The organism is Methylobacterium sp. DB0501 (assembly GCF_011043735.1).
Classification (GTDB): Bacteria; Pseudomonadota; Alphaproteobacteria; order Rhizobiales; family Beijerinckiaceae; genus Methylobacterium; species Methylobacterium alsaeris.
In genome coordinates, this window is sequence record NZ_JAAKGV010000008.1 from 131,052 (window position 1) to 143,217 (window position 12,166).

Below are 12,166 nucleotides of genomic sequence, written 5' to 3' on the forward strand. Positions count from 1 at the left end.
TCAACCACCCGCGCGGCACCGGGAGGGAGCCGCGATGCTCAGATCCTTCGTCGCCTCGGACGGCGCGGTGCTGAACTATATCGATGCCGGAGGGAACGGGAGCGATGTTCTGATCCTGCTGCACGGCTGGTCGCAGTCAGCAGCGATGTTCCGGCATCAGGTCGAGACATTCTCGCGGACGCGCCGGGTGATCGCGCTGGATTTCCGCGGCCACGGCGCCTCACCGAAGGCCGAGGGCGGCTACCGCATCCATCGCTTCGCCGTCGACCTCGCCGAGCTGATGGACCACGCCGCGGTCGCACGGGCCAGCGTCCTCGGCTCCTCGATGGGCAACTCGGTCCTGTGGGCCTATATCGACCTCTACGGCACCGCCCGCCTCGATCGCCTCGTCTTCGTGGACGAGCCGGCCTCGGTGATGCGCCAGCCCGGCATGACGGACGAGGAAGCCGTCGAGGCGGGCGCCCTGTTCGACGCAGCGACCATGACGACCATCGCGGCGCAGATCATGGGACCGGAAGGCGCGGCCACCCGGGAGGCTTTTCTCGACGGAATGATCACCAAGGGCATCCCGCGCGCGTTGCGCGCTTTCATGCTCGCCGAGAACCTGCGCGCCGACCCGCACGACGTCGCGTCCCTGTTCGTCAACCACTGCGCGATCGACTGGCGGGACATCTTCCACCGCATCGACCGCCCCACGCTCGTGATCGGTGGCCGCGTCAGCCACGTGAACCCACGCTCGCAGGAATGGATCCACGCCCAGGTGGCCGGATCGGAACTCGTGATCGTCGAGGAGGCCGAGGGCGGGGCGCACTTCCCGTTCCTGGAGGCGCCGGAGGCCTTCAACTCCGTCCTGGCCCGCTTCCTCGACGATGGCGCGGCATCGGCCTGACGCGCCTCGTCTCACCCCGCGTCGCTCGCGCCCAACCCCTGCTCGTGCGGATGCGTCACCGCATCGGGAATCGGGCTGCGCGCCTTCGGGGTGATCTGCAAGGCGGTGAGGGCCAGCGGATCGAGGCCGTGATCGGCCTCGCCGCAATAGGCGACGAGTTGGTCGCGCATACGCGGGGTCCAGAACGCCACGATGTGCTTGTGGATGCCCGCGACGGCCTCATCCTCCGGATAGGAGCGGAAGAAGGCGGCGATCTGGTTCGCCATGCGGACGAGCTTCTCGCGGGGATCGACGGCGCTCATTGCGAAACACTCACGGCAAGGAACTCACGGAACGGTCAGCCGCTCGGGCGCGGTGAACAGGGTGACGGTGTCGTGGCGGGCGATCGCCGCGAGGGTCAGGCCGTGCAGGGCCGCGCGCTCGACGGCGAGCGAGGTCGGGGCCGAGATCGCCACCAGCACGGCGGCGCCGAAGCTCGCGGCCTTCTCGACCATCTCGAACGAGCAACGGCTGGTGATGAGGAGGAACCCGTCCTCGGGTCGGGCGCCGGCGCGCAGGAGCGCGCCGATCAGCTTGTCGAGGGCGTTGTGGCGCCCGACGTCCTCGCGCACCGCCAGCACCTGGCCGTCGCGGCCGGCCCAACCGGCGGCGTGGACCGCGCGTGTCTCGCGGCCGAGCACCTGGAGGTCGTCGAGTGCCCTCACCGCGCGCTCGACGGCCGAGAGGGACACCGTGACGCCCGGCGCGGCCCGCCGCTCGGCTTTCGGGATGTCCTTCAGGTCGTCGATGCCGCAGACGCCGCAGCCGGTGCGGCCCGACAACGCCCGCTTGCGGGCGAGGTGCTCGCGCAGGCGCCCCGGCACCAGGTCGACGACGAGGCGCATGCCCCCCTCCCCGGTCTCGACGCGCACGCCGCGGATCTCGTCCGCGCCCGCCACGATCCCTTCCGTCAGGCTGAAGCCGTAGGCGAAGTCGGCGAGGTCCGCCGGCGTCGTCATCATGACGGCGTAGGGCACGTCGCCGTAGATCACGTTCACCGGCATCTCGACGGCGAGCGAGCGCTCCCCCTCCCGCCCCTCCCCGCGCCCGTAGGCGACGGTGAGGGTCGGGGCGGGATGGCACGTCGCGACGCCGCTACTCGGCGGCATCGAGGGTCTGGGCGATGCGGGTGAGGGAGATGTCTTCCTCATAGAACCGGGCCTGCCAATCGGAGGGCCGGTTGGTACGCCGAACCTGCACCGCCGTCACCTTGTACTCGGGGCAGTTGGTCGCCCAGTCCGAATAATCGGTGGTGATGACGTTGGCGCCGGTCTTGGCGTGGTGGAAGGTGGTGTAGACCACCCCCGGCTGCATCCGCTCGGTGACCCGGGCCTTGAGGGCGATATCGCCCGACCGGCTCTCCAGGCTGACGAGGTCGCCGTCAACGATGCCGCGGCTCTCGGCATCGAAGGGATGGATCTCCAGTACGTCCTCCGGATGCCACAGCGAGTTGGCGGTGCGCCGCGTCTGCGCGCCGACATTGTACTGCGACAGGATCCGGCCGGTGGTCAGGACCAGCGGGAACTTGCGGGTCGTGCGCTCGTCGGAAGCGACGAACTCGGTGAGCATGAACCGGCCGAGGCCCCGCACGAAGCGGTCCACATGCATCATCGGCGTGCCCTGCGGCGCCTTGTCGTTGCAGGGCCACTGGATCGAGCCGAGTTCCTCCAGCTTGGCGTAGGACACGCCGGCGAAGCTCGGGGTCAGCCGGGCGATCTCGTCCATGATCTCGGACGGATGCGTGTAGTGCATCGGGTAGCCGAGCGCGTTGGAGAGCAGCATCGTGCCCTCCCAGTCGCCGTAGCCGCCCATCGGCGCCATCACCTGGCGCACCCGGCTGATCCGCCGCTCGGCATTGGTGAAGGTGCCGTCCTTCTCCAGGAACGAGGCGCCCGGCAGGAAGACGTGGGCGTATTTCGCCGTCTCGTTCAGGAACAGGTCCTGGATGACGATGCACTCCATCGCCCGCAGGCCGGCGGTGACGTGGTGCGTGTCGGGATCGGACTGGGCGATGTCCTCGCCCTGGATGTACAGGCCCTTGAACGTGCCGGCGACGGCCTCGTCCAGCATGTTGGTGATGCGCAGGCCGGGATCGGGCGACAGGGCGGCGCCCCACAGGGCCTCGAAGGTCTCGCGGGTGGCGTCGTCCGAGACGTGGCGGTAGCCGGTCAGCTCGTGCGGGAACGAGCCCATGTCGCAGGAGCCCTGGACGTTGTTCTGGCCCCGCAGCGGGTTCACGCCGGCACCCGGCTTGCCGATATTGCCGGTGGCCATGGCAATGTTCGCCATGCCCATCACCATGGTCGAGCCCTGGCTGTGCTCGGTGACGCCCAGCCCGTAATAGATCGCCGCGGCTCCGCCCTTGGCGTAGAGCCGGGCAGCCGCCCGCACCTCGGCCGGGTCGCAGCCGGTCAGCTCCTGCACCGCTTCCGGAGCATGGCGCTCGTCGGCGATGAAGCGGGCCCAGATCTCGAAATCCTTGAGATCGCAGCGCTCGCGGACGTAAGCCTCGTCGACGAGTCCCTCCGTCACGATGACGTGGGCGAGCGCGTTGATCATCGCCACGTTGGCGCCGGGCTTGACCGGCAGGTGGTGCGTCGCCCGGATATGGGGCGACTTGACGAGGTCGATCCGGCGCGGGTCGATCACGATCAGCTTGGCGCCCTGGCGCAGGCGCTTCTTCATCCGCGAGCCGAAGACCGGGTGGCCGTCGGTCGGGTTGGCGCCGATCACCAGGATCACGTCGGAATCCTCGACCGACTTGAAGTCCTGGGTGCCGGCCGAGGTGCCCAGCGTCGACATCAGGCCGTAGCCGGTCGGCGAGTGGCAGACCCGGGCGCAGGTATCGACGTTGTTGTTGCCGAAGCCGGCGCGGACCAGCTTCTGGACGAGGTAGGCCTCCTCGTTGGTGCAGCGCGACGAGGTGATGCCGCCGATCGAATCCTTGCCGTATTTGGCCTGGATGCGCTTGAAGGCGGTGGCCGCGTGCTGGATCGCCTCCTCCCAGGACACTTCGCGCCAGGGATCGGTGATCTTGTCGCGCACCATCGGCTTGGTGATGCGGTCCTGGTGGGTGGCGTAGCCGTAGGCGAAGCGGCCCTTGACGCAGGAATGGCCCTCGTTGGCCTTGCCGTCCTTGTAGGGCACCATGCGGACGATCCGGTCGCCCTGCATCTCGGCCTTGAAGGCGCAGCCGACGCCGCAATAGGCGCAGGTCGTGACCGCCGAATGCTCCGGCTGGCCCATGGCGATGACCGACTTCTCCTGGAGCGTCGCCGTCGGGCAGGCCTGCACGCAGGCGCCGCAGGAGACGCACTCGGAGTTGAAGAAGTCGGTCGGCCCGGCCGCCACCCGCGAATCGAAGCCGCGGCCGGCGATGGTCAGCGCGAAGGTGCCCTGCACCTCCTCGCAGGCCCGGACGCAGCGATTGCAGACGATGCACTTCGACGGGTCGTAGGCGAAGTACGGGTTTGACTCGTCCTTCGGCAGGTAAAGCTCGGAATTCTTCGAGACGTGGTTCGCCCCGTCATAGCCGTAGCGCACCTCGCGCAGGCCGACCGTGCCGGCCTGCGTCTGCAACTCGCAATCGCCGTTGGCCGAGCAGGTCAGGCAGTCGAGGGGGTGGTCGGAGATGTAGAGCTCCATCACGCCTTTACGCAGGCGCGCGAGCTTGTCCGACTGGGTATGCACCACCATGCCGTTCTCGGCTGGGGTGGTGCAGGAGGCCGGCGTGCCGCGCCGCCCGTCGATCTCGACGAGGCAGAGGCGGCAGGAGCCGAACGGCTCGAGCGAATCGGTGGCGCACAGCTTCGGGATCTGCGTCCCGGCATGCATCGCCGCCGCCATCACCGAAGTGCCGGCGGGCACCGTCACGCTCTGTCCGTCGATCGTCAGCGTCACCGTCTGGTCGGAGACGCGGATCGGGGTGCCGTAGTCGATTTCCTTGATGAGGGCCATCGGATGCCTCCTCACTCCGCCGCCAGCGGCAGCTTGGCGCCGCGGCCGGAGAAGTCTTCCGGGAAATGGGTGAGCGCGCTCATCACCGGGACGGGCGTGAGCCCGCCCATGGCGCAGAGCGAACCGTCGGTCATGACCTCGCAGAGGTCGGTGACGAGGGCGAGGTTCTCGCGGGGCGACTCGCCGGCGAGCACCTTGTCGATCGTCTCCATGCCGCGCACCGCGCCGATCCGGCACGGCGTGCACTTGCCGCACGACTCGGCGGCACAGAACTCGAAGGCGAAGCGGGCCTGGCGGGCCAGATCGACGGTGTCGTCGAACACCACGATTCCGCCGTGACCCAGAAGGCCCTTCTTGGCCGCGAACGCCTCGTAATCGAGCGGCGTGTCGAGGAGCGTGTCGGGGAAATAGGCCCCGAGCGGCCCGCCGACCTGCACCGCGCGCAGGGGCCGGCCGGAGGCGGTGCCGCCGCCGAAATCCTCGATCACCTCGCGCAACGTCAGGCCGAAGGCGGTCTCGATCAGGCCGCCGCGCGCGACGTTGCCGGCGAGCTGGATCGGCAGGGTGCCCAGCGAGCGGCCCATGCCGTAGGCGGCGTAAGCCGGGCCGCCGTGCTCCATGATCCACGGCACCGCCGCGAAGGAGAGCACGTTGTTGACGAGCGTCGGCTGCCCGAACAGCCCCTTGAGCGCCGGGATCGGGGGCTTGGCCCGCACGAGGCCGCGCTTGCCCTCCAGGCTTTCCAGCAGCGAGGTCTCCTCGCCGCAGATATAGGCGCCGGCCCCGAGCCGCACTTCGAGGTGGAAGGCGTGGCCCGACCCCAGCACGTTCGCGCCGAGAGTGCCGGCGCGCTCGGCCGCCGCGATGGCGGTCTCGAGCGCCGCGAAGGCGTGCGGGTACTCGGAGCGGCAATAGATGTAGCCGCGCGTGGCGCCGACCGCGACGGCAGCGATCGTCATGCCCTCGATCAGCGTGAGCGGATCGCCCTCCATCAGCATCCGGTCGGCGAAGGTGCCGGAATCACCCTCGTCGGCGTTGCAGACCACGTATTTCTGCGGCGCTTGCGCCAGCATCACCGTGTTCCACTTGATGCCGGTCGGGAAGCCGGCGCCACCGCGGCCGCGCAGGCCCGAGGCCTTCACCGCCTCGACGGTCCCGGCGGGACCGGCCGCCAGGGCCGCTTCGAGGCCGCGATAGCCGCCATGGGCCCGGTAGGCCTCGACCGTGGCCGGATCGACGATGCCGCACCGGCCGAAGGTCAGGCGCTGCTGGCGCGCGAGGTAGGGATGCTCCTCGGGCCGGCCGATGCGCAGGGAATGGGCGCCGCCCTCCGCCAGCCCGGCATCGAGCAGCGCTTCGACGTCGCCCGGCCGCACCGGCCCGTAGGCGATGCGCCCCTCCGGCGTCGCCACCTCGAGGAGCGGCTCCAGCCACAGCATGCCGCGGGAGCCGGTCCGCACGAGGGTGATGTCGAGGCCGCGGGCCTCGGCCGCGCGGATCAGCGCCTTCGCGACGCGGTCGGCGCCGAGAGCGAGGCTCGCGGCATCCTTGGGCAGGTAGAGGGTGATGCTCACGTGGCGCGCTCCGTCAGGGCATCCGCCAGGGTGTCGAGGTCGAGGCGGCCGACCGGCTCGCCGTCGACCAGGGCGGCGGGGCCGCAGGCGCACAGCCCGAGGCAGAAGACCGGCTCCACCGTCACCCGCCCGTCGCGGCTCGTGCCGTGCCAGGCGACGTCGTAGCGGCGCAGGACGTCCTCGTGCAGCGTATCGGCCCCCATCGCCTGGCAGGCCTCGGCCCGGCACAGCTTCACGGTGTGGCGCCCCGCCGGCTCCTTGCGGAAATCGTGGTAGAAGGTGATGCAGCCGTGGACCTCGGCCCGCGACAGGTTCAGCGCGTCGGCGATCAGCGGTACCGCCTCTCCGTCGACGTAGCCGAAGGTCTCCTGGAGCGCGTGCAGGATCGGAAGCGTGGCGCCCTCGCGATGGGCGTGCTCGGCGATGATCCCCGCCGCCCGCACGGCGTCCCAGGGCTCCCGGCCCGCGCCTCGACCAGTTTCGTGGCTCGGCATGTTTTCCAGCCCAGATCGTTATCGTTCTAGGCTGCACCCTCCTCGGTCTGGGCCGTCAGATCAATCGCGCGGTTCGGTGGTACGACAAGGAATTTTTGTTGAAACCGGCCTGCTCGCGGGAGAAAGATCGAACAAGCGCGCGGCCCTGCGACGAAAGTTCGACGGTGGACCGCTCGCAACAGTGACGGCCCGACCTCTCCCTGCGTCAGAGAGCTGCCACCTCCGCCGCGAGGTCGGGTGCGATCACCCGCGCCTCGGCCAGGAAGGCGGCGACCAGCGGCGTCATCGGGTCGCGCTCGGGCACGACGAGCCCGATCATGTGGCTCACGTCCGGATCGGTGATCGGCACCGCCCGCACCCGCTCGGTCAGGCGGAAGGTCTCGGCGAGGGCCGCCGGCATGATGCTCGCCCACTTGGCGGTGCGGACGTGGGTGACGAGCACGATCATCGAGTTCGATTCGAGGAGCGGCGCCGGCTCGGCCCCGGCGGCGCGCAGGTGACGGTCGATGATGCGCCGGTTCTGCATCGCCGGTGTCAGCAGGCAGAGCGGGATGCGCCCGACCTCGGCCCAGGTCACGCTCTCGCGCCCGCCATAGATCCCGTCGGCGGCGGTGAGCAGACGGTAGTGCTCGCGGTAGAGCGGCAGCGCGGTGACGCGGCCGAGGGGCTCGTCCTCGATGTAGGTGAGGCCGGCATCGAGCTCGAGATTGGCGATCTGCCGGATGATCTCGTGCGAGGTCGCCGATTGCACCGAGAAGCGCACCGCCGGGTGGCGGGCCCGGAACGGCGTGGTGAGCGCCGCCACCATCGGGGTCGCGGTCGGCACCGCCGCCATCCGGAGCGTGCCCGAGAGGCCGCGGCGCAGGGCCGCCACCTCCTGGCGCATGGCGCGGGCGTCGCCGACGATGCGCCGCGCCCATTCGAGCACCCGCTCGCCCTCCGGGGTGAACCCCTGGAAGCGCGAGCCGCGTTGCACGAGAAGCACACCCAGCCGCTCCTCGAGCTGCTTCACCCCCGCCGACAGGGTCTGCTGCGACACCCCGCAGGCCTGGGCGGCGCGGCCGAAATGCTGCTCGCGGGCCAGCGCCAGGATGAATTCGAGGCGCTCGATCATCGAGGACTCATGAAGGATCGACAGGCCCGTCGGACTGCCCGGAAGGGAGCGCGCAATCGCGCCCGACAACGCGGAATCATTCGAGGCTCACGACGAATGTCCAGTGCCCACAGGCGAATTCCACCCGCCGATGCGACGCCAACGCCGTTGCGCTTGCGGCGCCAGTGTGGTGAGAGACGCCGACCGGGTCTCGGCCGGCTTACGGCCGCAGGGCGGCGGGCCGGCAATCGACGGCCGAGACAGGACGGCGCTCCCGCCGCGCGGGCAGCCGTTGCCGGCAGACAGCCTGTTGGGGAGCATCGAGGGCACCATGGGGATGGCGAGGGCGCAAGAACGGTCGACGGGCCGGGGCTTCTGGGGAGGCGCCGCGGCGCTGGCGACGACCGGGCTCCTCGGCAGCGTCACCGTGGCGAACGCGGCGGGCGTGGGCCAGCCGGTGCCGTGGCAGATGGACCTGCAGGTGCCGGTCACCGCGGTGGCGACGGAAATCTACAATTTCCACCACCTGCTGAACTGGATCATGCTCGTCGTCGTCCTGTTCGTGCTCGCCCTGCTGATCGCGGTGGTGGTCAAGTTCAACGAGACGAAGAACCCGACCCCGTCGCGCACCACCCACAACACGATGCTGGAGGTCGCCTGGACGATCGTTCCGGTGCTGATCCTGGTGGCGATCGCGATCCCGTCGTTCCGGGTGCTGCGCACGCAGCTCTCGGACCCGAAGGCCGACCTGATGGTCAAGGTCATCGGCCACGCCTGGTACTGGTCCTACGAGTACCCGGAATCCGTCGGCGGCTTCAAGTTCGACGCCAACCTGCTCGAGGGCGAGGACCAGGTGAAGTCCGGCCAGCCCAAGCTCCTCGCCACCGACAACGAGATGGTGGTGCCGGTGAACAAGATCGTGAAGATCCAGGTCACCGCCGCCGACGTGATGCATTCCTGGGCGATGCCGTCCTTCGGCTTCAAGATCGACGCGATCCCCGGCCGCCTCAACCAGTTCTGGTTCAAGGCCGACCGCGAGGGCGTCTATCACGGCCAGTGCTCCGAGCTGTGCGGCCAGCGCCACGCCTACATGCCGATCACCGTGAAGGTGGTGAGCGAGCAGGCCTTCCAGGCCTGGACCGCCGAGGCCAAGACCAAGTTCGCCCGCACCGACGGCGGCGCCAAGTTCGCGCAAGCGCAATAAGGCCGTTCGCGCCAGCGAAGTAATCCGCTTCGCGAACGCCGACTGATTTCATGATGCGGGGCGGCGCGGCACGCGCCCCCCGCCCCCCAGACAGACCGACCGACTGAGACATTCCCCGAAGAAGGCTGACCCCATGGCTCAAGCCGTTGCGGCAGGGCACGACCACGCCCACGACCACACGCCACCGTTCTTCCAGCGCTGGTTCAACTCGACCAACCACAAGGACATCGGCACGCTCTACCTGCTGTTCGCCTTCTCGGCGGGCATCGTCGGCGCGTTCCTGTCCTTCGGCATCCGGATGGAGATGGAGGCCCCCGGCCTGCAGTACTTCTCCAACCCGCAGACCTACAACGTGTTCGTGACCGGGCACGGCCTCATCATGGTGTTCTTCATGGTGATGCCGGCCCTGATCGGCGGGTTCGGCAACTGGTTCGTGCCGCTGATGATCGGCGCGCCGGACATGGCGTTCCCGCGCATGAACAACATCTCGTTCTGGCTGACGGTCGCGGGCTTCATGAGCCTGGTCTGCTCGCTGTTCGTCGAGGGCGCCCCGGGCGCGGTCGGCGCCGGCACCGGCTGGACCGTGTACCCGCCGCTCTCCACCGCCGGCCATCCCGGCCCGGCCGTCGACTTCGCGATCTTCGCCCTGCACCTGTCGGGCGCCGGTTCGATCCTCGGCGCCATCAACTTCATTACCACCATCCTGAACATGCGCGCGCCGGGGATGACCCTGCACAAGATGCCGCTGTTCGCCTGGTCGATGCTCGTCACCGCCTTCCTGCTGCTGCTGTCGCTCCCGGTTCTCGCCGGCGCGATCACCATGCTGCTGACCGACCGCAACTTCGGCACGACCTTCTTCGACCCGGCTGGCGGCGGTGACCCGATCCTGTACCAGCACCTGTTCTGGTTCTTCGGCCACCCCGAAGTCTACATCATGATCCTGCCGGCCTTCGGCATCGTCTCGCACATCATCTCGACCTTCTCGCGCAAGCCGGTCTTCGGCTACCTGGCGATGGCCTACGCGATGGTGGCGATCGGCGTCGTCGGCTTCGTGGTGTGGGCCCACCACATGTACACGGTCGGCCTGACCCTCCAGACCCAGTCCTACTTCGTGTTCGCCACGATGGTGATCGCGGTCCCCACCGGCGTGAAGATCTTCTCCTGGATCGCCACGATGTGGGGCGGCTCGATCCGCTTCACCGCCGCCATGCACTGGGCCGTCGGCTTCGTGTTCCTGTTCACCGTCGGCGGCGTCACCGGCGTGATCCTGGCCAACGCCGCCGTCGACCGCTACCTGCACGACACGTACTACGTCGTCGCGCACTTCCACTACGTGCTGTCGCTCGGCGCGGTGTTCATCATCTTCGCCGGCGTCTACTACTGGTTCCCGAAGATGACCGGCCGCATCATCCCCGAGTGGGCCGGCAAGCTGCACTTCTGGCTCGCCTTCATCGGCGCCAACGTGCTGTTCTTCCCGATGCACTTCCTGGGTCTCGCCGGCATGCCGCGTCGCTATGCCGACTATCCGGAGGCCTTCGCGGGCTGGCACTACGTCGCCACCATGGGCGGGCACATCTTCGCCCTCGGCATGGTCGTGTTCGTGATCGGCGTCGTCCTCGCCTTCCGCTCCAAGGAGCGGGCCGCGGACAACCCGTGGGGCGAGGGTGCCACCACCCTCGAGTGGACCCTGTCGTCGCCCCCGCCCTTCCACCAGTACGAGACCCTGCCGGTGATCGTGGACGAGCCGTCCCACGCCCACTGAGCGCGAGACCCGGTTCGCCGCGAAATCCCGCGGCGGACCAACATAGCGAGCAGACAGGCCCCGAAATCCGGAGCAGGTCTGACGGAGGACCGCCGAACGGCGGTCCTCGCTCTTCCCCCGAGCGCCCGCGCGGGCGTTCCGGCGAGGAGCGCGACACCCGAAACCCCGAGACGATGGCCGCGACACCCAGCATGACCACCCTGTCGAATTCTGCGATCTCCGACCGTCCCTTCGTCGAGGCGACCACCTCCGGCGGCGAGGTCGCGGATTACTTCGCGCTCCTGAAGCCCCGGGTGATGGCCCTGGTGATCTTCACCGCGCTCGTCGGGATGACGGTGACGCCGTCGCACGTGAACCCGGTGATCGGGGCGATCTCGCTCCTGATGATCGCGGTCGGGGCCGGCGCCTCGGGCTGCCTCAACATGTGGTGGGACGCCGATGTCGACGCGGTGATGACCCGCACCCGCACCCGGCCGATCCCGGCCGGCCGGATCCAGCCGGGCGAGGCCCTGTCCTTCGGCCTGACGCTCTCGGTCGGCTCGGTGCTGGTGCTCGGGCTCGCGGCGAACTGGCTGTCGGCGGGGCTGCTCGCCTTCACCATCGTGTTCTACGCCGTGATCTACTCGATGTGGCTGAAGCGCTCGACGGCGCAGAACATCGTGATCGGGGGCGCTGCCGGCGCCCTGCCGCCGATGATCGGCCAGGCGGTGGTCACCGGCTCGATCGGGGTCGAGGGCACGGTCCTGTTCCTGATCATCTTCATCTGGACGCCGCCGCATTTCTGGGCGCTCGCCCTGGTCAAGGCCGGCGAATACGCCCGCGCCGGCATCCCGATGATGCCGAACACGGCGGGTCCCGATTCGACCCGCCGCCAGATCCTCGCCTATTCGGTGCTGCTGGCCCCGCTCGGCCTCGCCCCGGTCTTCCTCGGCTTCGGCGGGATGATCTACGGCCTCGTCGGCCTCGTCGGCGGGCTCGCCATGGTGGCGCTCAGCGTCCAGGTGCTGCGCCGGCGCGAGGGCGAGGCGGCCAACAAGGCGGCGATGAGCCTGTTCGGCTTCTCGATCCTCTACCTGTTCCTGCTCTTCTCCGCCCTCCTGGCGGAACAGGGCCTCGGGCTGTTCCGGCCTGTCCTCGGCTGAACCGCCCTCCCC

At 69.2% G+C, this 12,166-nt stretch carries 10 protein-coding genes; 4 read left to right on the top strand and 6 right to left on the bottom strand.

Annotated elements, in window-relative coordinates:
* Window positions 1-34: 34 nt before the first annotated feature.
* Complete coding sequence (locus G4G93_RS13735; protein ID WP_165084966.1) at window positions 35-889, top strand: alpha/beta fold hydrolase; 855 nt, start codon at window positions 35-37, stop codon at window positions 887-889.
* Between the two features lie 11 nt (window positions 890-900).
* Here G4G93_RS13735 and G4G93_RS13740 read toward each other — a convergent pair whose 3' ends face one another.
* From G4G93_RS13740 to G4G93_RS13765, 6 genes are all read right to left on the bottom strand, one after another.
* The gene (locus G4G93_RS13740; protein WP_165084967.1) at window positions 901-1,191 is read right to left on the bottom strand and encodes a formate dehydrogenase subunit delta; all 291 of its coding nucleotides are present in this window, start codon (window positions 1,189-1,191) and stop codon (window positions 901-903) included.
* 24 nt (window positions 1,192-1,215) lie between these two features.
* Window positions 1,216-2,037: a formate dehydrogenase accessory sulfurtransferase FdhD gene (gene fdhD, locus G4G93_RS13745; RefSeq protein ID WP_246736751.1), complete on the bottom strand. Its 822-nt coding sequence runs from the start codon at window positions 2,035-2,037 to the stop codon at window positions 1,216-1,218.
* The gene (gene fdhF, locus G4G93_RS13750; protein ID WP_165084969.1) at window positions 2,024-4,885 is read right to left on the bottom strand and encodes a formate dehydrogenase subunit alpha; all 2,862 of its coding nucleotides are present in this window, start codon (window positions 4,883-4,885) and stop codon (window positions 2,024-2,026) included. The genes fdhD and fdhF overlap by 14 nt, the downstream gene beginning before the upstream one ends.
* Before the next feature lie 11 nt (window positions 4,886-4,896).
* Window positions 4,897-6,459: an NADH-quinone oxidoreductase subunit NuoF gene (locus tag G4G93_RS13755; RefSeq protein WP_165084970.1), complete on the bottom strand. Its 1,563-nt coding sequence runs from the start codon at window positions 6,457-6,459 to the stop codon at window positions 4,897-4,899.
* Window positions 6,456-6,953 carry a formate dehydrogenase subunit gamma gene (locus G4G93_RS13760; RefSeq protein ID WP_165084971.1) on the bottom strand — a complete coding sequence of 166 codons (498 nt, stop codon included), beginning with the start codon at window positions 6,951-6,953 and terminating at the stop codon, window positions 6,456-6,458. The genes G4G93_RS13755 and G4G93_RS13760 overlap by 4 nt, the downstream gene beginning before the upstream one ends.
* A 205-nt stretch (window positions 6,954-7,158) precedes the next feature.
* A complete protein-coding gene (locus G4G93_RS13765) occupies window positions 7,159-8,067 on the bottom strand; it encodes a LysR family transcriptional regulator (RefSeq protein ID WP_165084972.1) in 909 nt (302 codons plus the stop codon).
* Between the two features lie 310 nt (window positions 8,068-8,377).
* On the opposite strand from G4G93_RS13765, the gene coxB reads away from it, so the two are divergent.
* From coxB to G4G93_RS13780, 3 genes are all read left to right on the top strand, one after another.
* Window positions 8,378-9,250 carry a cytochrome c oxidase subunit II gene (coxB, locus tag G4G93_RS13770; RefSeq protein ID WP_165085080.1) on the top strand — a complete coding sequence of 291 codons (873 nt, stop codon included), beginning with the start codon at window positions 8,378-8,380 and terminating at the stop codon, window positions 9,248-9,250.
* A 133-nt stretch (window positions 9,251-9,383) separates the two neighbouring features.
* Window positions 9,384-11,012 carry a cytochrome c oxidase subunit I gene (gene ctaD, locus G4G93_RS13775; RefSeq protein WP_165084973.1) on the top strand — a complete coding sequence of 543 codons (1,629 nt, stop codon included), beginning with the start codon at window positions 9,384-9,386 and terminating at the stop codon, window positions 11,010-11,012.
* A 191-nt stretch (window positions 11,013-11,203) separates the two neighbouring features.
* Entirely contained in the window at window positions 11,204-12,154 is a 951-nt protein-coding gene (locus tag G4G93_RS13780) for a heme o synthase (protein ID WP_165085081.1), read from the top strand.
* Window positions 12,155-12,166 lie beyond the last annotated feature (12 nt).

Coding starts and splice junctions, on each gene's coding strand:
- G4G93_RS13765 (WP_165084972.1), bottom strand. CDS start 8,067: ATGATCGAGCGCCTCGAATTCATCCTGGCGCTGGCCCGCGAGCAGCAT.
- ctaD (WP_165084973.1), top strand. CDS start 9,384: ATGGCTCAAGCCGTTGCGGCAGGGCACGACCACGCCCACGACCACACG.
- coxB (WP_165085080.1), top strand. CDS start 8,378: ATGGGGATGGCGAGGGCGCAAGAACGGTCGACGGGCCGGGGCTTCTGG.
- fdhD (WP_246736751.1), bottom strand. CDS start 2,037: ATGCCGCCGAGTAGCGGCGTCGCGACGTGCCATCCCGCCCCGACCCTC.
- G4G93_RS13780 (WP_165085081.1), top strand. CDS start 11,204: ATGACCACCCTGTCGAATTCTGCGATCTCCGACCGTCCCTTCGTCGAG.
- G4G93_RS13735 (WP_165084966.1), top strand. CDS start 35: ATGCTCAGATCCTTCGTCGCCTCGGACGGCGCGGTGCTGAACTATATC.
- G4G93_RS13740 (WP_165084967.1), bottom strand. CDS start 1,191: ATGAGCGCCGTCGATCCCCGCGAGAAGCTCGTCCGCATGGCGAACCAG.
- fdhF (WP_165084969.1), bottom strand. CDS start 4,885: ATGGCCCTCATCAAGGAAATCGACTACGGCACCCCGATCCGCGTCTCC.
- G4G93_RS13760 (WP_165084971.1), bottom strand. CDS start 6,953: ATGCCGAGCCACGAAACTGGTCGAGGCGCGGGCCGGGAGCCCTGGGAC.